The sequence below is a fragment of the Mycoplasma milvi genome (assembly GCF_048284715.1).
GTDB lineage: Bacteria > Bacillota_I > Bacilli_A > Mycoplasmatales > Metamycoplasmataceae > Mycoplasmopsis.
This window is the reverse complement of sequence record NZ_JBLWAH010000003.1, coordinates 16,520-39,006: the sequence shown is the minus strand read 5'-3', so window position 1 is coordinate 39,006 and position 22,487 is coordinate 16,520. Positions and strand designations below refer to the sequence as shown.

General features: G+C 29.9%; 12 protein-coding genes and 1 tRNA gene. 3 read left to right on the top strand and 10 right to left on the bottom strand.

All coding sequences use genetic code 4. From position 1 onward, the window contains the following. Position 1: 1 nt before the first annotated feature. From ACNQ13_RS01800 to ACNQ13_RS01770, 7 genes are all read right to left on the bottom strand, one after another. A complete protein-coding gene (locus ACNQ13_RS01800; RefSeq protein WP_418027961.1) occupies positions 2-1,828 on the bottom strand; it encodes an ABC transporter ATP-binding protein in 1,827 nt (608 codons plus the stop codon). Between the two features lie 140 nt (positions 1,829-1,968). Beyond that, a tRNA-Arg gene (locus tag ACNQ13_RS01795) sits at positions 1,969-2,045 on the bottom strand. Between the two features lie 109 nt (positions 2,046-2,154). After that, positions 2,155-3,543 (bottom strand): glutamate decarboxylase, encoded by a 1,389-nt coding sequence (gene gad / locus ACNQ13_RS01790; protein WP_416741659.1) that lies wholly within the window; start codon positions 3,541-3,543, stop codon positions 2,155-2,157. 11 nt (positions 3,544-3,554) lie between these two features. Continuing rightward, positions 3,555-4,493 carry a glutaminase A gene (glsA, locus tag ACNQ13_RS01785; RefSeq protein WP_418035550.1) on the bottom strand — a complete coding sequence of 313 codons (939 nt, stop codon included), beginning with the start codon at positions 4,491-4,493 and terminating at the stop codon, positions 3,555-3,557. Between the two features lie 8 nt (positions 4,494-4,501). Continuing rightward, positions 4,502-6,391 (bottom strand): glutamine/gamma-aminobutyrate antiporter GadC, encoded by a 1,890-nt coding sequence (gadC, locus tag ACNQ13_RS01780; protein WP_418035548.1) that lies wholly within the window; start codon positions 6,389-6,391, stop codon positions 4,502-4,504. A gap of 124 nt (positions 6,392-6,515) precedes the next feature. Then, on the bottom strand, positions 6,516-7,499 hold the full coding sequence (locus ACNQ13_RS01775) for a LacI family DNA-binding transcriptional regulator (protein WP_416741662.1): 984 nt from the start codon (positions 7,497-7,499) through the stop codon (positions 6,516-6,518). Between the two features lie 136 nt (positions 7,500-7,635). After that, positions 7,636-8,823, bottom strand: a complete 1,188-nt coding sequence (locus tag ACNQ13_RS01770; protein WP_416741663.1) for a phosphopentomutase — start codon at positions 8,821-8,823, stop codon at positions 7,636-7,638. 346 nt (positions 8,824-9,169) lie between these two features. Here ACNQ13_RS01770 and ACNQ13_RS01765 point away from each other — a divergent pair, with 346 nt between their 5' ends. After that, positions 9,170-15,241, top strand: a complete 6,072-nt coding sequence (locus ACNQ13_RS01765) for an MGA_1079 family surface serine endopeptidase (protein ID WP_418035546.1) — start codon at positions 9,170-9,172, stop codon at positions 15,239-15,241. Between the two features lie 80 nt (positions 15,242-15,321). Here the strand turns inward: ACNQ13_RS01765 and pip are convergent, their stop codons facing one another. The 3 genes from pip to rpmG all read right to left on the bottom strand — a co-directional run bounded on the left by pip (position 15,322) and on the right by rpmG (position 17,579). Further along, complete coding sequence (gene pip / locus ACNQ13_RS01760) at positions 15,322-16,272, bottom strand: prolyl aminopeptidase (protein ID WP_418018834.1); 951 nt, start codon at positions 16,270-16,272, stop codon at positions 15,322-15,324. Then, positions 16,256-17,317 (bottom strand): M24 family metallopeptidase, encoded by a 1,062-nt coding sequence (locus ACNQ13_RS01755; protein WP_418035545.1) that lies wholly within the window; start codon positions 17,315-17,317, stop codon positions 16,256-16,258. The genes pip and ACNQ13_RS01755 overlap by 17 nt, the downstream gene beginning before the upstream one ends. 109 nt (positions 17,318-17,426) lie before the next feature. Then, positions 17,427-17,579: a 50S ribosomal protein L33 gene (rpmG, locus tag ACNQ13_RS01750; RefSeq protein WP_078747366.1), complete on the bottom strand. Its 153-nt coding sequence runs from the start codon at positions 17,577-17,579 to the stop codon at positions 17,427-17,429. 468 nt (positions 17,580-18,047) lie between these two features. On the opposite strand from rpmG, the gene ACNQ13_RS01745 reads away from it, so the two are divergent. After that, positions 18,048-18,947: a hypothetical protein gene (locus ACNQ13_RS01745; protein ID WP_416741667.1), complete on the top strand. Its 900-nt coding sequence runs from the start codon at positions 18,048-18,050 to the stop codon at positions 18,945-18,947. A 60-nt stretch (positions 18,948-19,007) separates the two neighbouring features. After that, positions 19,008-22,466 carry a lipoprotein 17-related variable surface protein gene (locus ACNQ13_RS01740; protein ID WP_418035544.1) on the top strand — a complete coding sequence of 1,153 codons (3,459 nt, stop codon included), beginning with the start codon at positions 19,008-19,010 and terminating at the stop codon, positions 22,464-22,466. Positions 22,467-22,487 lie beyond the last annotated feature (21 nt).

The following is a 22,487-nucleotide window of genomic DNA, read 5'->3' as shown; positions in this document are numbered from 1 at the left end:
TCTATTGTTCTAATTGGTTTGTATTTATATCTCTATATCATTGACAGCTTGCAAGTAGCTCTTGGTGAGTTCCTTGAGCAATTATTCTTCCTCTGTCCATGACTAGAATTTTATCGGCATGTTTAATTGAATTAATTTTTTGTGAGATTATAACTGTTGTACAGTCATAATCTTCTTTAATGTTCTTAATTAAAGCTTTTGTTGTTATGTTATCAAGTGCTGAGGTTGAATCATCTAAAATTAAAATTTTAGGATCAATAATTAAACTACGTGCAATTGACAGACGTTGTTTTTGCCCACCTGATAAGTTTTTTCCACGTTGCACTACTGGATGTTGCAATCTATCTTCAAATGTCATAATAAAGTTATTAGCACATGAAGCTTTTAGTGCACGGTTAATTTCTTCTTCACTAGCATCTTCTTTTCCAAATGTTAAGTTAGAAAGAATTGTTCCTGAATATAGTAAAGCTTCTTGATAAACAATCCCAACATTTTGGTGTAAGTTAGTTGTATCAATATCTTTAACTTCTTTACCATTAATGAGGATATTTCCTTCATTATATTTCATGTTGTTAACAATTAGGTTGGCAATAGTGCTTTTTCCTGAACCAGTTGGTCCAATAATTCCAAGTGTTTGCCCACCTAATACTTTAAAGTTAATATCTGATAAAGCATAGTCCTCGGATGTTTCAAAATATTTAAAGTTAACATCCTTGAATTCAATTGAATAATCTGCTACATTATTTTGTTCACTAATAATGAGACCATTTGTCACATGTAGTTCATCATATTCTTTATCTAGCACTTGTACAATTCTACCGGCTGAAATTTTAGCTTTGAAAAATGAACCTAAAAATTGTGAGAATAGAATAATACCTTGTGCAATTAACACTTCATATTCAATGAACACATTTAACTTAGCAATTAATTGTGCTCCATTTTCGGTTCTTAAACTATTACTTGCTGCTAAAGCATCTAATTGCACTTTACCAATTGCATAGATAATAACTACAATAGTGTTAATAATAACGAAGAATGCAGGCATACCAATAGCGAAGTATTTAAAGCTTGCTCTTTCTGTAGCAAGTCAAGCTGAGTTGGCTTTATTAAATTTATTATATTGGTTCATTTGTAGATTGTTTGCTTTAATGAATCTAGCTCCGTTAATTGATTCATCAACTTCTTTGGTAATTCAGTCCAAGTTCTTTCTACTCTTTTTAATCAATGGATTAGTTTTAATAAACATATAAGCAATAACAAAGATTAAAAGAGGGATAACTGCAATAATTGATCATGTTAAGTTAACGTCAGTCATAAATGCAAACACTAAACCAACAACAATATATAAAGGTGCTTTAATCAAGGATATAGAAGCACCAATTAAGAAATCTCAAAAGACAGCAACATCATCGTTAATTCTAGTAATTAAACTTTCATTTGTCAATTGTGCAATATCTTTTAAACTCAATTTTTGATATTTTTTAAATAATGTGTTTCTATAGAAGTTAGAAGCTTTTTCTCCGGCTCAAATAATTATTAGCACATATCCAAATGATGTACCAGCTGCTAATATCAAGACGATAATAAATGTGACTAATAAAGTATTAAATACTTGTTGCCAATCTTTTGAAGAGTAAACAACATAATTAAATATTTCAAGTTGAATATCTTTAGTTGGATCATCATGCGGTTGTATTACCAATGGTAAAAATTGAGAAAGCAAAATAGGTAACATCATTGTTAAGGCCACATTGATAATTACGATTAAAATACCGATACCAAATTGTGCTTTTATTTTACCTGGCAAAATCTTAAACATTTTTCACATATTTACCTCCTTTTTATAGTCTATATTTTGTTTTGATATTATAACATTTTTATTAAAAATGTTATCGGAGTCAAACGAGCTAAAAATGCAAGTCAAAATTATTATTTTTAGAAATTTCCCTAAAAAAGGGTATAAAAAAATGGCGATCACGAGAGGATTCGAACCTCCGACCACAAGCTTAGAAGGCTCGTGCTCTATCCAGCTGAGCTACGCGACCACGCTAAATATATTTTACACACTTTTTAAAAAAGTTGCATTATTTATTTTTTTATTTTTTTATAAGCAAAAAGAAAAATCTCAGCCATAAGACTGAGACTTTGCAATTATTATGTGTGTTTAAATCCACCTGATTTTTCATCTAGTGAAACTGTTGGTTTATGAGTTTTTAAATCTTCAATAGCTTTTTTCATATCTTCAATTAGAATAGAAGCCATATCTCTACTGAAGCCTTGCCGAACTAAAGCTCTTTGAACCACAACATTTTGTGCATTTGCCGGCATTGAATAAGCTGGTACTTGTCATCCTCTTACTCTAAGTTTATCAGCTAAGTCATAAAGATTGAACCCAAGATTTACACCTTGCTTGAATCTTCATGTTGTAGCTGGAATCCCGTGTTTTGGACTTCCATCATTAATTAATTCAAAATATCCCATTTTTTCAATTTCACTTGCTATGTATTGTGCTGTGTCATAGCAGTTTTGGTGAATTTTTCTATACCCTTCTTTTCCAAGTCTTAAGAAAAGATAGTATTGTGAAATAATTTGGCCAGCAGGTCTTGAAAAGTTAATTTGGAATACAGGCATATCACCACCTAAGTAGTTAACATGGAAGATTAATTTTTCTGGAAGGAATTTTTTATCTCTTCATACTACTCAACCAGCGCCAAGAGGTGCTAGTCCAAATTTGTGGCCTGAAGCTGAGATTGATTTAACTCTTGGAACTCTAAAATCTCATTCAATTTCAGGAGCAACAAATGGAGCTAAAAATCCTCCACTGGCTGCATCTATATGCATATCAACATTTAATCCAGTATCTTTTTCAAACTTATCTAGAGCTTTAGATAATTCATAAATAGGTTCATATGCTCCCGTAAAGGTTAACCCAAAAGTTGCTACAACTCCAATGGTGTTTTCATCAATATATTTCAACATGCTTTCTGCATCCATATAGAATCTATCTTCTTCCATTGGAACTTGTCTAATTTCAATGTCTCAATAACGACAGAATTTTTCTCAAACTACTTGGACAGGTCCACATACTAAGTTAGGTTTATCAATTGGTTTTCCAGCTGCTCTACGTTTTTCTTTTCAACGTTCAAGTAAAGCCATTCCTCCTAGCATGCAAGCTTCAGAAGACCCAATTCCAGAAGTTCCAATTGGTTCTTCTTTTTTAGAAGCATTCCATAAATTTGCAATCATTGATACACAACGTTGTTCAATTTCTGCAGTTTGGGGATATTCATCTTTATCAATTAAGTTTTTATTAATTGATAAATCCATTAGTTCATGAACTTGTTTTTCTTCATATGTTTGACAAAATGTAGCTAAATTTTGTCTTGCATTACCATCTAAAAATAATTCATCTTTAACAACTTCTAAAACTACATCAGGGTCAGATTCTTTATCTGGCATCTTATATTTTGGCAATTGAATATCTGCAAGTCTTGAGCCAAAAATGCTGTCATTGTTATTTTGTTTAACTTTGTGTAATGGCATTGAAACCTCCTTTATTTTTCATTTAAATATAAATTAAATTTCATTTTATTACAAAATTCTTTAATGATTTTAAATCCTCTTACGCTATTTCCATATTGATCTAATGGAGGGCTAAATACCGCAATTCCTAGTTTTCCAGGTACAACAGCAATGAGTCCACCACCAACTCCACTTTTTCCAGGCAGTCCTACCATATAGGCAAAATCACCTGATTTATCATATAAACCTTCCATAGTCATTTCAGCTAAAATATGAGGAATATTATGACTTGAAATAACACATTGTTTGGTAATTGGGTTGATTCCATTATTTGCTAATGTAGCAGCTAAGGTAGCTAGATCTTTGCTTGTTACTAAAGTTGAACATTGCTGTGTATATACTTCACAAGCTTCCATTGGTTCACAATACATTTGACCAGCTGAATATAGTAATCAAGCTATTGCACGGTTATGGAAATTAGTCGTTTGTTCTGATGTATTAACTTCATTAGAAAGAACTACATCTCTTGACATCATTTGTTGTTGAAAGTCTAAAATCTTATTTCATCTTTCAGTTTTATCTTTTGCTTGTATTAAGCTAGTGGTTGCCATAGCGCCTGCATTTACTAATGGTGATAATGGTTTATCTTTATGTAATTCAAGAGCTATAACAGAGTTAAATGGTAATCCTGTAGGGGATGTGCCTATTTTTTCTCTCACAGTTTTTGCATCTGTTTCTTCTAAAGCTAATGCTAATGTACAAACCTTAGAAATTGACTCAATTGCAAATGCATATGAATCATCGCCGTAGCTAAATACATCACCATCTGCAGTTATTACAGTCGCTCCACAAAGGTCGGAAGGTACATTAGCTAGATAAGGAATATAACTAGCATTTTTGCCTTCTTTATGATCTTTGTATTTTAAGTATGATTCTTTTAAGGTTGTTTCTATAAGCTTTTTATCTAACATATGATCCTTTATTGAGCATTTGCTTGTGGCTTAGAAAGATTTTCTTGGTCAGCAACTTTTTGCTCAGCATTACTTTTATCACTTGTTTCTAGGGAGAAAACTTTTACTGCTGAATCGTGAGCTTTAGAAATTGTTTTTAAAGTCTTATCGTTTTCTTTTTTTATTTTATTTAAAATCTTACCTTCAGCCATTTCGTAGGCTAAACTTTCTTTTCCTATTTTAGCTAAAAGTAATTCTTCACGTTTAGAAATATATGTTTCTAGTTCTTTTAATTTTCTTTGTATGTCTGTGTCAAAGGCTTGAAAGTCACCTTTTACTTTATTATCAAAGTATGCTTTAGCTAATTCACTACTTTCACAATTTGAATGATTAATGATACCTGGATGCGTACCTTCAATTTGTCATGTAAATGGAGCAAAATCTGAATCTTGGTCCACTCAGTGTGGTTTTCTTAATGCATAAATAATAAATGGAATAACACAGAAAATAGCAGATACAATAATTAGAATTGCTACGTATGTTATTGGACTACCAACTGATATTTGGCTAGGTGGTGCAAAGCTAACAATAAAGGCTAGTAATGAACCAATAAGTCCTAATCCAGCCACTATTCACATTCCGATGCTATGTGAGCCTGGAATACGATATGGTCTAGGTCGATTTGGTTGTGAATAACGAAGGTAAATTGCTGCAGCAAACATTAAGATGTACATAATTAAGTATAAGATAACAGTTAGTTGACTTAATATTTGGTAAGCAGCTTGTACTGATGGAAGTACTACGAATAGTACAGATAATACAGTAACAATAAGTCCTTGGATTAGTAATAAGTGTGTTGGTACACCATTTTTGTTAGTTTTTTGGAATCATCTAGGTAAATATCCAGCTTTTCCAACTACTAACATACCAGCGCTAGGTCCTGATACTCAAGTAACAATACCTGCTAAAACACCTATTGCTAGCATAGCTGCCAGTACAGGGGCCAGTCAAGGGACACCAGCCCATGTAAAGGCTTTAATATATGTAACTAGTAAACCTTGCGTTAAGTTAATATCATCCTTTGGTAAAAGGAAAGCAATAGCAAGAGTCCCTAGTACAAAAATAAGAACTGTAACCAATGAAGAAATTAAGATAGCAATTGGGTAATTTCTTTTTGGATTGTTAATTTCAGTTACATGGATTGCATTCATTTCCATACCAGCATAAAATAGGAAAACACTAGCAGCAAGTACTAAAGAGTCAAATCCTTTGAATGCTGGTAATAAATCTGATGCTTTCATTTGTGTTTGAGGTTCGTTGCCTGCAATAATGTAGGCAAACCCAAAACCGATCAAAATAACAACAGGAATAATTGTTCCAATAATTCCACCTCACTTAGCTACTCTAGCAAATGCTTTTGTACCAAATGAAGATAATATAGTGGCTATTCAATAAATAGCAAGCACAATTAGCAGAACAAAAACCTTATTATTGGAGATTGCCTTGGCTATTTCAGTGTTTGGAGCAAGATAAGCTAGCGACACAGCTCCAAAAGTTAGGGCAGTCGGGAATCAAATTGTGACCTCAGCCCATAACAAGAACATAGATAGGAATGCAAGCCTTGGGCCAAACGCTTCTCCTACCCATCTAAATACCCCACCTTTTTCAGTATAGGTAGAAGCTAGTTCAGCTGCAACAAGTGCAACAGGTATTAAGAAAAATATAGCAGCAAAAATGTAGTAGAAAATTGATCCTAGTCCATATTCTGCTTCAGCAGGTAGGCCTCTAAGGCTTACAACAGCAACTATATTCATTAAAACTAAACTAAGTAAACTTAAGGCTTTAGTATTCTTTTGTTTAGTTTTAGAATCATTTGTAGATTGAAAATTAGTCGCATTTTTAGACTTAAATTTAAACATGCGCTCCTCCTTTACATTATTATTATGACAGCTATCTCTGTCATATAAATATTATAATCTTTTCTTTTAGTAGCTAGAAAAAATGAAAAAATGTGGAATTACTACCCCACATTTAAATTTTTAGTTAATTTTTCTTGTAATCTGAAATTAATTTTAAATCTATTTCTCTAGTTTGTTTTTCTTTTGTTTCTTTTTGAACTGCAATCATTTTTTCAATTTCTAACCCAATTAATGGGTAGTCAACGAAAATTTTACTTTTGTAAACATTTAAGCTATCATAAATTGATTGGTATCCAATATCAGTTAATTTAAAAGTATTATTTGCTAAAGCAATTAAAGAAATAAATGAATCGTGTGTTGAACAAACAATATTTGAAAATTTATGTTTAGCAGCGAAACGAACTAAATCCTTAACTTCACTTTCTTGTTTTCTAGTACTAATTTCATATTTTGAATGGCTGATCCCTAGTTCTGTACATGCTTGTAGGAATCCTTCATACCTTTTATCTTTTTGACGACTAAGAAGTTTTTTATCTTCTAAGAAAAGAATTTTATTATCGTCTTTTGGTAATTGATTATATAAGTCAACTGTGACATCATAGAATCCTTGGATTTCATTTGGAACTATTCAACTTAGTCCATCAACTTGATATCCATAAACTACTATAGCAACGCCTTCAATTGATTTTAAGTAAGTAAATAAGACTTCATCATATTCAGGAACAAAAACCACTAATGATGTTGGTCTTCAAGAAAGAATGTATTTAATTGTATCTACATACTCCTGTGTTGAAGGGTTTGTATAAGTTGTAATAACCCTCTTACTGCTTCTTGAGCAAGCAGCAATAATTCCGTTAATTATGTGTTGGTAAATATTGCTTCCAAAAATAGGTGCAATAACAAAAACTGAGTTGTCCTTTCCTCTTATCATTCTTGCACCATGATTAGGAATATATTCATATTCTTTTACTACCGATGCAATTTTACGTTTTGTTTTACCTGATACATATCCCCCATTATAATATCTACTAATAGTTGAAATAGATACATTAGCTATTGAAGATATGTCCTTATAGGAAATTTGTTTATTTTTTTTAGCTTCACTCATATTTTAATTATAGCATTTTGTGGAAATTTTGTTCCACATGCCAGGTTTTTACTATTCTTCCTACTTGCTGCTGATGACAGTATAAAAAATCACACTACTATGCATTATTTGTAGTGTGAAATAAAATATTTTTAAATTATACTAATTCTTCAAATACATCATCACCTGTTTCAGTTATGATGTCAGCACCGAAGTTTCTTGCTACGATGTTTCCAAGTGTTCCTAAACCTGTAAAGTTAGGTAATACTCTAGGTGATTTGAATGATTTTGAATAAATTGTAGCTGGTAAGAATTCTCTTGTGTGGTTGAATCCTGGGTATAATGGATCGTTTCCGTGGTCACTTGTCATAATTAATAAGTCATCTTCACGCATTGCGTTGATTAATTTTCCAAGTTTAACATCAAGATCAGAAATGTTTTGTGCATATCCATGTACATCTCTTCTGTGTCCGTAGTGTGAGTCGAATTGAACTAAGTTTGTAAAGATAAATTGGTTTTCACCATCTTGTTCAGCTAATTCAATTGTAATGTCAAGACCTTTAGCATCTGAACCACTTGGGTAGTGTTTTGTAATACCTTGTCCAACAAAAATGTCATTGATTTTACCAACTGAAATGACTTCAACACCTTTAGCTTGTAATTCATTTAAAATCATTTCTCTTGGTTTGTTTGCATAGTCATGACGATTGAATGTTCTTGTGTATTCACCGTTATCACCAACAAATGGACGAGCTATGATTCTTCCTACGTTTCATTCTGGACGTGATGAACAAATTTCACGAGCAGCCTTTGCATATCTGTATAAGTTATCTAATCCAACTCATTCTTCATGAGCAGCGATTTGTAAAACAGAGTCCATTGATGTATAAACAATGATTCCACCATTTTCTTTTTGTTCTTGAGCATATTCAGAAATCATTTCTGTTCCTGAACCTGATTTGTTTGCAAGAATTTTTCTTCCATCGAAAGCTTTTGATAATTCATCAACTAAGTCTTGTGGGAATCCTGTTTCTGTAAATGTAGGGAATGGTACTAATGTTTTAATTCCCATCATTTCTCAGTGTCCTGCTAATGTATCTTTAGCATTTGAAACTTCTTGAACTTTAGCCATGTAAGCCATTGGTTGTTTAACATGGTAATTTCCGTTTAAGTTAGTAATGTTACCAATTCCTAGTTTCTTTCATGTATCAATTTTGAATTCTTCTACCATTGAAGCAGATCTAATTGTGTTTGCACCATCGTCGCCAAAACGTTTTTGGTCTTTATCTGGTCCGATTCCTAGACCATCTGTAACGATCATGAACACACGTCTAAATTTAGCCATATTTTCTCCTTTTTAAGTGGACGTTATTTCAATAATAACATCGCTAATATTTTAAAACTTTTTTCATTATTCTATAACTAATATTAAGGAAAAAAATTACCAAAAATGAGAAATATATTCCACATTTTTAATTTTTTTCGCAAAAATAAAAAGCTCTAGGGAAATTAGTCAAAATCCAAGAAGAAAAACGCTTAAAATAAAAAATAATTACTTATTTAAATTCCATTTATAATTTATATATAAATAAATGATAAATTGTTAAAAAGCTAGATATTTTTAGAAATGACTAGCATTTTTATACTTTTTTAACAAAAAATCAAAATAACAAGTTTTATGGTAGGTAAATATGAAAAAGAAAACATTATTAAAAAATTTCACTTTAGTGACAGCAACTGCATCTTTAGCTATGCTTGCTTCAAGCTGCAATGACGATAAGAAAGTTTCAGCAACCAGTCAATACAATAAAGAATTGGAAGTGCTAAAACAAAATATTGAATCAAAAATTAGTGAAAATAGTGTCTTTGTACAAAATAATTTAGTTAGTGTACTTGATTTAAATCAATTAGTTAAAAAACTAAACAGCATGCTGGAGCAAAAAAATATATCACAAGCGCAATATCAAGCACTTGAAACCTCAGCTAGCACACTTTTAGAACAATTTTTAAACAATTGTTCTAAAGTAAAAGATGAATTAGTAAATAGCATTAAACAATTAGTGGCTAAATTGAGCACTATAAATCCAGATATTGTTGACATACAACTATTTAATCAAGTTAGTTTAGCTACTAAACAAGCTAGCCAAGATATTCAAGAAAACAATGTTTCAGCCTTATTACAAGACAAAGTCCAACTAACCGATCTTATTGGAAAAGTTGTGCAAGCATCTAGCTCTAATGCTCATGCCTTGGTTAACTCATTAATTAACCAAATAAACAATGCTCTTGAAGCAAAGAAATTATATGTTTCTAACGGGTTAGTTAGCCCTTCTTCTTTATCAGGACTAAGAGACCAGTTAAATAACTTGTTGCAAAATACAAACATTCCTGAACAAGAAATAAATTACCAAACTCAATCAGTGAATAAAGCGATTGATAATTTTAATTTAGAGTGTGATAATGTCTTAAAATCAATCACAAGTGCAGTGCAAGGATTAGTTGACAAACTTAGTCAGGCTGATTTAGGTTTAATTTCTCAAGACTTAGGTAATCAAATTACATTAGCAATTGCCAAAGCGAAAGAAAATATTCAATCACAAGACTTAACTGCACTTATTGCAAGTCAGAATTCTTTAAATGAATTACTTCAATTATTTAATACAAGTCAAACGCAAAATCTAATTAAGGCTTATCAAAGTCTAATTTCAACATTAAATGAATCCTTAAGCGAAAATCAAGTTTATATCATTAATAGGCTAGTTGATGCTCAACCAATTAATTTGTTAATTACTCAATTAACAAATGATCTAAATCAAAATAATATTTCACAAACTGCCTTTAATCAAATTAAACAAGAAAGCGAACAAGCTCTTCAAACTTTTGTGCAAGGATGTGAGTCAGCATTATCTAATACAACTTCTAGTCTTCAAGCTAAAATTGATCTTTTTACTCCTCAGATATTAGATAAGTGCAAAAAGACAATTAAAGAACAAATTAATTTAGTTATTGAACAAGCTAAAAAAGACATTGAGGCTAAAAACTTATCTGCTATGTTGAGTGAGTTAACTCAATTGGACTCATTTTATTCACAGGTACTTCAAGAAAGTGAAGATTCTCAATCAACTATAAATTTACTTAAACAAGAAATTGCTAATTTTAAACTAAAAATAACTAACTATAAAACTCAATATCTGTCATATCCAGAATTAGTTACTTTACTAGAAAATGTCACAAGGTTACCTGAAGATGGAATTACTATCAATAATTTAGAACAAATTAAAAAGGCGTTGCAAAAAGCGCAAACTAACTTACAAGCATGAATTCAAGAAGCTGAAGTTGTGAATTATGATGCAGAATTTAAAAATTGGATTAAAGCACACCCAGATGTTACCGGCAATCTTTTACAATTTGCTAATGGTATTATTAGTTCATTTGAAAACAACTTCAAGCAAGGTTTTATTTTATCTGCTAGTCAAATCGAAGAAATAAAACAATCATTTAACCTTAATGTTAATGAATTTTATAAACAATATGGACAAGAAGTTAATAAGAACTATAATAGTCTATATACTCAAGTATCTGGATTAATAAATCGTTTATTAGCATTGCCTTCAACTAAAAATGATGCAACTAATTATCAAGCTAAATTACTTGTAACACCAGAAGCATATAATTCATTAGCTCCTGAAAATAAATCTCAAGTACATAAGACACTTACAGCACTATTGAATGAAATTTTAGAAGCTTATCCACTTAATGTTATTCAGCTTAAAGAAGCTGGTCAAAAAGCTATCAGCCTTACACTTAATCCTAAAACAACTGCTATAAATAATGGCTATGATTTAAATGTAAACAGTGCTTCAATAAATGCAAATAACTTTAATTTATACTTACAAGAAAATAATCAAAATACAAAGATTAATATCTTATCTAAGGATTTTGAACTTAATCCTAATAATTTTGACTTGCTACAAGTTAAATATAACTTAACATCAGAAGATACAACAACGTATATTCTAAAAAATGTTGCTTTTGACTTTAAATTAACTTCTCGTATTAACCAAATTAATTATGCAAATATTGATGACTTATACAATATTAAATATGGAGCTATTAGTGGTTGATATGAAGATGACTTTATTAAAAACTTAAGTAAGAACTTTATTGCATTGCTTTCTCCTAGATTTTCAAAACTTGAACAATATTTTACTTATGAATTAGTAAATGATAGTATTAAGCTATCAGAAGGCAAATTTAGCCTAAGTGTAGTTATAAAACACAAAGGATTATTAATAAAAACACTTAATTTAACTAGCAAGCAAACTGTTAAATTTAAAAACCCTCTAAATAGAAAAGTACGTCTTTCACTTAATGAGACACTAACAAATAATCCTAACTTTAATAACAATAATAGTAACAACCTACTCTATGCAATTGCTCAATTATTCCAAACTCAAATTTATAAGCAAGATCCTAATTCAACTACTGGTTTTAACTCTCAAGATTGAACTTATGTTTCAAACCTAATGTCTACTTCTAATTTACCAGATAGATATTCTTCAATTAATAACCCTCAAAAATTTAATTTATTACAAAATAGCTTACGCGCAGCTGTAAATGTCTCACTTGAAGGATATAACAAGTGGGAAATGATTAATTATTCTAAGGAAAACATTTTTGTCTATAATGATCGAACTCATACTGCAACATTTAAAATTAAATTTACTGGCTCAAACAAGGAACCATTTATTTATGATTTAAATATACAAACCAAAAATGGGCAACAATACTATTTAGCTAATAAAGAAATTTTTCAACTTTCTGATTACTTAAAGAAAACTAGCGAAATTTTATCACATGCAGTAGTTACTAATCCTAAAGTAACACATTCCAACTTTTATGCTGGAGAAGGAGTTAAAAAACTTAATGAAATTTATACTTTACCTAAATTTGGTAAGTATCAAATTATCTTTAATGTAGCTAATCCACATGACTATAGTGTTAATAATGTTGAAGGTTATGTTGAATTACAATATGCTGTTACTTTGGATGGAAAAATTGTTAACAATAATTTACTTAAATCACCTAAATTTAGATTAAATTACTTCAAACCATTAGTTTACACTGACATTAAACCAAGTAATAATAAGCCTTGATTTACAAGTGAAGATTTCAAAACAACTGGTTCAAATCAATCTATAAAAAATACAGTCGCTTTAATTAATTCACATAATTTTGAGTATCGCACCTTATTTGGCAAAAGAGTTTTTGATGCAGACACATTAATGGAAGAGCAAGCCTTTGATAAGCTTAATTATTTATTCAAATTCAAAGGTGAAAAAGCTTCTACGGAAAATAATGATAAGTTTGATAATAATGGTTACAGCGAAAAAGACAAGGCACCTAGCGCTCCAGGAACAGTTAATACTAATGATATTTCAAATCCTAATGACCAGCAACACACAGTGGATCCAAACTCTTTACTAAATACTTATTTTGTATATTATTATGATGTTAAGGCATCATATAACTATAGATATAGAATTTCAACTATGTCTTTTAAAGTCGGATTTATTAACAAATGAAATTGAAACGATCGCTATACAACAAGTGAAATTACCTTAAGAAATTTAAAAAATGATTTTGCTGATGAATTCTATCCAAACGTTATGTTAAATAGAATTGCAAACTCTGATATTAACATTACAGGTAAGGAAAATATTTTAGTTTCACAATTTGCTAATGATATAAAAAATAACTCTCCACATTCATGATCTTTAAATATTAGCACCAATCCTTATAAGAAGTACTTACTATATCCATCTAACTTTAGCATTTCTGATATTAAAATGGTTGATGATAAAAATGGACGTGCAATGGTTCGCTTAGCATACCAACAAAAACCAGAAGTTGGTGGCAGAAAATATATTGGTGAAGTATGATATGAAATATCAGGGTTTAAAACAAATACTAATGCAAAAGAAGTTTCTTATAGTGATGACGATCTTTTAAGGCTACCATTTAGTCAAAAAATGAAAAAAATTGCTCGCGCTAATGGAGATGTGCTTAGATTGAGAAGTAATGAAACCACTGCTCGAGATAATTATTGATTACTAAATAAAGCCACAGGAAATGTTGAATATACATTGCTTAATAAATACTTTAAGCCAATACTTGAGCAAAATAATAAACAAGCAACTGTAAAAGTTCATTTAGATGCAAATATTAAATTTTTAGACTCTTCTACTTATGGCAGGGTCTATGGATATGCCAATGGAAATCCAGGTGGGATTTCGTTATCATTTAATTACAATGATTTAAAATCTAATGGAAAAGTTATTATGAAGCAAAATAGTGATACTATTTATCCTAATGGAGGTAGTCAACCATTATCAATTTCTTATACTATAACAATAACATTAGAAAGTGATGGAATGCATTTTGTATTTAGTTTAGATAATCCAAGTTATAAAATTGTTCAAGATAATCCAGTTTCATCTCTTTACCAACCACCATTCTTCTTTGTTCCTAATAATTTGCAAAACAAGTTTGATCCAAATGAAGCATTTTTCTTTGATTATTTTGCTGGGGATATAACCTATGAATACGTTAATACAGTAGCAAACGAAGATTTTGGTAATGCTAATTCAACAAATGTTATTAGTTATAAAAATATGGATTATACTGAAGAAAATATGCCGATAATTTTATCAAACAAAGACTCATTCAATGATCCATTTGCCTACAATCCTAATCAAATGTTAAGTTACAAATTACAAGATGGATACAAATTTAATAATGAATACTTAAATCGTTCTTATGTTTCTTCTTCATCTGTTGCTAAAGATTTAATGTCTAGAACTCTTGCGATGAATTTCGGTAGTGCTATGATGGTGGCTAAAGTAAATTCTGATCCAACTGATGGTAGATTTTATCTTTTGACAAATCACCATGTTATAAATAACGATAAGAATAATTTAACTCCTGAAAAAAGTACATTAAGTGCAGGCACGACTCCTACAATAGCAGGATTAAATTTTGGTAACAATGTAAATGCAGGCTTTAGCTATTGAGGAGGATTATATACACAAGCAACTCATGCACAAGTTGTGTGGTCAGGTATTAATCAAGTGGGATTAGTTTCTAATTTTAATCCTCAAACTCAAGTTTTTAAAACTGGAATTTTAGATACAAATAGATTTTTAGATGTTTCATTAATTATTTTTGATATTAATCCTTTAATTAAAAGTTTAAAGTCTGAAGGTAAATATCAGACAGCAATGTGATACCAAAATTGATTTAATTTAAAAAATCTAAATTACTTACCATTTCTCAATAATGAATCGCCAAACAGAAATAAAAATGTACAACAAGGTTTATTTAATGGTTTTCCATACGGTAAACAATCTACATATATTATTCATCGTGATGAACGTGGTTATGATGTAGATAGTTTTAAAAAACAAACTCCATATGAACCGACATATTACAATGCAGGTAATTCAGGAACTGGTGTAATGAATAATAATGGTGAATATGTTACAACAATAAACTCAGGTGGACCTCTATGATTATTAGTAGGTAAAAATGGTGCATTTAATACTGGAAAAGAATCATTTAACTTTTATGGTGTTAATGAAGAAGGCTCAAATCCACTTGATTTACTAAATTACCATTCAATGGCACGTAATATTATGCGTATGAATGCTTTTGATCCTGATTTATATGATATTCCTTGATTCTTTAAAAAATGAAATAAATAAACTTTAAAATAATTAAAAAGCGCCCTCTTGATAGGCGTTTTTTACTTTAGCAAAACCATCTCATAATAGAATGGCTTAATTTATAATTTTCCTGCTTTTATTTCATTTTTAATTGTTTCACTTGCTTCAACAAGTAAAGCTTGATTTCTTGCGTCTCATTGAGTGTGACCAGCTCCATCAACTAAATGCAAATCTACATTACTTAGCTTGTTAGCAACTAGTCAAGCCCCTATTGGGCGAGTATCAATATCTTGACGTCCATGTACGATGATAGTGCGAATATCTTTGAACTTATCTATATTATCTAGAATATAGTTATCATTTGGGAAAAATGAATTATTCATAAAGTAATGAGATTCTAATAAAGCTATTTGATAATCATGTTTATAATTTGGTTTTAACTTAGCTTTATTAATTGAAACAACTTCAGATTCTCAGTTAGCAAATAGGTCAGCAGCTTGTCTGCGTTTTTCTTCATCTGTACCTATGAGCAAGTTATAATATCTTTCAAGAATACTATTACCTTTTTCATTTTTCACAAACTCTTGATATTTAGCAAAGTAATCTGGATAGAAAACATCAGCTCCTTTTTCATATAAGAAGTCAATATCTTCTTGACGAGCTAAAAATACCCCACGTAAGATTAAAGCTTTAACATTCTTAGCATACTTTATTGAGTAGCACATTGCAAGTGTGCTTCCTCATGAACCACCTAGAATTACAACTTTGCCTAAGTTAAGGTGAAGACGTAATTTTTCAACATCTTCTACCAATTCTTGAGTAGTATTATTTTTTAATTCACAATATGGAAGCGATTTACCTGCACCACGTTGATCAAATAGTACAATTTTATAAAATTTCGGGTCAAAGAATCTTCTACATTTAGCTGATGTGCTTCCACCTGGTCCACCATGAAAGAAAAATACAGCTTGCCCATTAGGATTCCCACTTACTTCATAGTAAATTTTATGAATATTGTCAACTTGTAAGTAGCCCGTTTCATAAGGCTCAATATTAGAAAATAGTTTCATTGTTTTCTTCTTGTCTTGAGAATACATAATGACCTTTTTCAGTAACTAAAACGTCATCTTCAATTCTAGCTCCACCAAGTCCTTCAATATAAATTCCTGGTTCAACTGTTAAAATCATACCTGGTTCTAATACTCATTGTGACATAGGTGAAATTGATGGTCATTCGTGAACATCGATACCAAGCCCATGACCTGTTGAGTGAACAAAGTAGTCTCCATATCCTTTAGCTTTAATGTAATCACGACAAACTTTGTCAACATCACTAGCTTTCATTCCTGGTTTAACACTAGCTCTACCGGCTGCAGCAGCTTCTTTAACAATATTTAAAATTTCTAGTGCTTTAGGGTCTTTGACTTTATCTTCTCCACCCAAAATTCATGTTCTAGTAATGTCAGCTGTATATCCTTTGTATCTAGCGCCAAAGTCCACTTTTAATAAGCAACCTTCTTCAAGTTTCTTATCTGTTGTATGGTGGTGAGGTTCAGCTGAAGAAGAAGCTGATGCAATAATTTCATCAAACCCTTCTTTATCTCCACCGTGTTTCTTAAGTAAGAAATTTAAATAAGCACCTGCTTCTTTTTCACTTATGCCAGGTTTAACTCATTGTTTGAATTCTTCTAAGGCTGAAAGTGAAATGTCAATTACAGCTTGCATAATTTTTAATTCATCTTTTGATTTAATTACTCTTAATGCCTGAGCATCAATTCATTTAATTTCTTCAGGGTTTACCATTTTAACAATACGATCTTGGACTTCTTTTGTTAAATAGTTCTTTTCTAGAGCGATTTTTTTGTATCCTCTTTTAGCAAATCATTCAGCTAATGAGTTACCCTTAATTAAAACTACATCTACATTTTTAGCATTGTTTCTGCAGTATTCAATATATCTTCCATCAACAAATAATGTAGCTTTATCTCTTTCAATAGCAATAAAACCATCTGTTGTTTGAACACCAGCATATCATAATCTAGTTTGAGGAGCTTCTGAAATTAATACTTCAGCTCCAGTTTCATCAAACATTTCATTTAATTTTCTTTTGTCCATAAAAGTCTCCTTATATTTAATAGTGATTTAATTATATTACTAAGTAGTTAAATTAATACAAGAATAAAAAAATTCAGCATTTGCTGAATTAGGAATTTAAAAAGAAATATTATTTCTTTTCTTTGTGGTTTGTGTGAGCATTACATTTTGAACAGTATTTTGAAAGTTCAACTTTTTCTGGATGGTTTTTCTTATTTTTCTTAGAAATATAGTTTTCCATTTTACATTCTGTGCACACTAATGTATAACCTTCTCTTGCCATATTTTGCTCCTTTTCTTTTTTAAATTGATATCAATAAAATTCTTAACAATTATAGCAAAAAAACTAAACTTTTTAGCGATAATTTAATGAATACAGTGCTTTTTTAGTTCAAAGGTATTATTCTAAACATTATATTATAATTTAAGATCATTTTTTTATTATGAAAAAATGGCTAAAAATTAATTTTTTTAGTCAATTATGCTATTTAGCCCTGAGAAAAAAATAAAAAAATTTATATAAATGAACAAAAATCTTTCAAAAAGTGAAATAAAAAAAGAATTTCTGTTCCTAAAAAATAGGAATATTTTTGTAAAATATACATTTTAGTTTTTTTAGCAAGTTTTTTTCTATGCGCAGCCTGTTTTTTTTTATTTTTTTGAATACAATATTTATGTATTAATACACTTAAGTAATATCCAGATATAGGATAAATACAAATAAATACGAAAAAAGGACATAAAAAATATTATGAAAAACTTTAAATCAATAATTTTTTCATTAGGATTAGCAGGGGTTACAGTAGTACCTATGGTTGCTTGCCAATGTCAACCAGAAGCTAAACCTGTTAAAAAAGAAGATGCTTCAAATTCAATTAAAGCACCTATTATTGCATCATATAAATCAATTAAAGATGGTTTAACAACAGATGCTCAAAAAGCTGCTTTAGATACATATGTAAATAAAGAAGCTGAAGGATTAGCAGCTCAAAGCTTAGCAGTGTTAAATGCTGTTTCAGGTGTTTTACCAGAAGCTCAAAACAAAACAGTTGCTGACTTATACAACTTAGTGGCTCTAAAATTAAACTCAGCTCTTGTTGAAGTATTACAAGCTTCATTAGCTTCAACAGCAACAGGAACAGGAATTGAAAGAGTTAAAAATGCTTTAAATGCAGAGAAAATGACAGCTATTAAAAATGATGTTGCTGACGTCTTAATTGCTAACTCTGAAAAAATTGCAAATGTTGGAAAAGCTATTTTTGAAACATTAAAAACAAACGAAAGCACTAAAAACATAACAACATTAGACACATTTATCGATGGTATGACAACTTTCTTTAATACAGAAATCAAAGCAGTTGCAAACCAAGTTAAATCATTAACTGTTGAAGGAAATGCAAGCATGGCTGTTTTAGATCAATTCAAAGCATTAATGCCTGAACTTAAAACAAAAGCTACAGCTAAAGCACACGAATTACTAACACAAGAAGCTGACTACAACGCAGTTAAAGCAGTATTAAAATCAAAATATGAAGCATTAGAAGCTTCAGTTAAATCAAATGTTGCTTTATTAGTTTCTACAACTAAGGACCTTGCTGAGCTAATCAATACATTAACAGCATCTACAGCTACTACAGCAGAAGCTAAATAATTACTTAAAATTATTAGAAAGGAAAGTTAATGTCTTTAAAAGAACATTAACTTTTTTGTTATGAAAAGAAAAACAAGCAAACTTTTATTAGCATTAATGCCAGCCTGGTCACTAACAGCATTAGCTGCTTCATGTAACAACCCAGCAGCAACAAATGATAATGCCAATTCAAATCAACAATTAAAACAAGATCTTAAAGCACAACTTAATACTGAGACAAATGGTTATACTATCTCATTAAAAGATAACTCACTATTAGCTAAATTACCATCAGAAATTACTTTTGATAACTTACAAGGGATTAATTCAAATAAAAATAGTGACTTTATTTTCCAATTTACTGGAGAACTAGTCCCAAGCCAAAGAGATGGAAGTCTACAAGTTTCTTTCTATGTTAGAGCATTGGATCCAGAAACTAAAAAATGAGTGTACTCAGATGTTAAAACCTTTACTCTTTCAGGTTTCAAAAATGATAACAATTTAACTGATGAAGCCTTGGGGCAAGCCAAATTAGAAATTAAGCCACTTGATTACAAAAGTCTGTTACCAAGTGAAGCTGTTCAAAGAGATTTCATTTCATTAGTTAACTACAATAAAGATTTATACAAAGCAAATATTGAATTAGTTCCTGCTGATGAACCAGGTTACTTATGCGTTTACTATAAACTCGAAAATATTGCTTCACAATATAATACAAAAGTAATGCTACAAGTAATCAAAGGATTTAAAACAACTCTAGAACGCAATAAAGAGCAAACCAAAGCTAGCCTTGATAGTCAAATGAATTCAATTGCTCGCTTAACAGTAGCAAGTTCAATTGATAAAGATGAAACAAAGGCTAGCCAAATTACTCATAATGAAGTAGTCTTTCCTCAATTAGTAGATGCTGCATCAAATATTATTGAAAGCTCATTTGATGATGAAAAAGGTACATATACAGTTAAATTCGATTTAGTTTCAACTATTTATCCAGAAATTAAATCTGAAGAAAAAACTATTACAATTTCAGGTTTCTTAACTAATGGCCAAATAATTAATAAAGCTGACAATAAATTTAGAAAAGAACTACATAACTTTATTGTAGCTAACCCTATAGCATTCCAATACAAAGAAAATGAAAATAGAGATCACATATTACCATCAAACACAAATGATGCTGATTTTAAGGCATTAAATGTTCCTGAAGGCTTAACTCTTCACGTTAAATCTCTTAATAAAGATGATTCTAATGGTATTATTTCAATTATTTATACAGTTTCACGTTTAAATCCTGAAACAAATAATATTGTTGAAACAAATGAAGAACAAGTTGCAACAATCAATGGTTTCTACACACAAAGACAATTAGAAATTGACACTGAACAAGCTCGTTTAGACCGAGAAATTAGCAATTTTGACTTAGCTTTATTAGACACTGTTAATAAAGCAGAAACTTTACCTTCGCAAATTATTAAAGATAGTTTTGATGTTTCAAAATTAAATCCGGAATCAAAGATCAATATTTCTTTTGAAGCAAACGATAATAATGGAGAATTGTTAGTAAAATACCAATTATCTTCTAATAAATCAAACTTATCAGATCTTCATACACAAACTAAAGAATTAAGAATTCAAGGATTTAATACTACTGAACGTGCCAGAATGTCTGAAATTTATAATAATTTTGAATTAACAACTAAAGATATAAATTTAGATGCATCTGTTATTGATAAGGAATCTTTCTCTGCATACTATGCAGACAACAAACATAAAAACGAAATTACTAATATTGATGATAAAGTAATATCTCTTCTAAGTAAAAAAATAGAAAATGTAAAAATAGATATTATAAAAGTTATCGTTTCTGAAGATTTTGAATCATCAAACCCCTATTTAAATTTAAAATTTACATTAGCTATTAAAAGTTTAATAAATTCTACTATTAAATTTGAAAATAAGATTGTTGAGGTAAATATTTTAGACCTAGTGGCTCAAAAATACATAGATAACTATATACAAAAAGTTAAAGATGTTAGACTGACAAGCCAATTTTATTATCTACTTGGCACAGCAAAAGCTAGTGTTGCATTGCAAACATTAAATAATAATATGTTAGAAACGAATATCCCAAATTGTGGTTGATTCTTATGCTCAAATGATCATAGAAAGAACGATACAGTTGAAATTGTATCAGCTGATGATGAAAACAAACTAATTAATGTTGTTGCAGTCGCCCACTTAGGGAAATTTAGTGCTAGAAAGAATTTTACTGTTAATGGATTCTTAAGCCCTAGAGAATATCAAGCTAAACTAGATAAATTAGCAGAAGAAAAGCAAAGAATAAATCAATTATTGGAAAATTTCACATTGTCAAAAAATCCAAAAATACATGATATATTAGATAAAACTTATATCAGCTTCTTAAATGCAGATTCTTTTGCAAATCTTACATATCCTAGCGACCATGTAAATGTTATATACTCAGATTATTCAATTGATAGAACCAATAGAACTATAAGTTTGACATATAAATTAAAATCAACAACTTCCGATCTAATAAAAGAAATAATTTCTGATAATTCTAAAACAGAGACCTTTAAAGTTAAGTTAGATGATATTTCATTTATTCCTATTTATTTAGAAACAACAGCAATTCTTGACAACGATTTAAAAGATCCTCATAATTCATTAAACATTAAAGCTAAAGAGTATATTCCAGAAAAATACTATAATAAATTTAATGATGAAAGTAAATTCATTTTATTTGATGGAATTCAAAAGCTATTCCATAAATGAAACCTTCAAATTATGACAAGTTATATAATAAATACAGAACAGCCTGATGAAAATCTAACAAACTTATTTACTTTGCTTTCTAATCAAGTTCATCAAATTCTACCAGAAGTTACTAAAATGTATTCTTTAGGCTGACCTAATATGAAAACTACTCAATTAGGTTATACCACTGATACATTAAGAGGATACGCTTTAGGGCCAATCTTAACAAAATTGTGACATGGACTTTTAGACAACAAAGCAGCTTTCCTAAATCCAATTAATTATTATGTTGAAAATTATATGCCAAATATTTTTGATAAAGATGTAGCTCAAAATATACAAAATGATATTAAAATAGCTCTAGATGAATCATTTACAAACATGTATAAATTCCAACTTGATGTTATTGATTGAGAGTATGTAATAGATGGTAAAAATGATATCGATCCTCAACGTAAAGCTAAATTCATTGCTGAATTTCCTAATTATACTAGAGGAAGAACATATTTAACATTGCAAGGTTGAGACAGAATCTTTAATAGTGAAAGAGATATTAAATATTTAAAAGAAAAAATCACAGCAATAACCAAGAAATATAATCTAGATAGCAGTAATTCTAAAATTATAATGGATTTTGCGCTAAAAGCTCAAAAACCTTTAATTGATTCATTGCAAGTTTACAGAAATGGAATTAAAAAAGGATTTTCATCAGAATTACTAGACACTGTCCTAGATGCATTTAAAAATAATGTTTCTAAATAACTTTATAGACACCATTGCCAT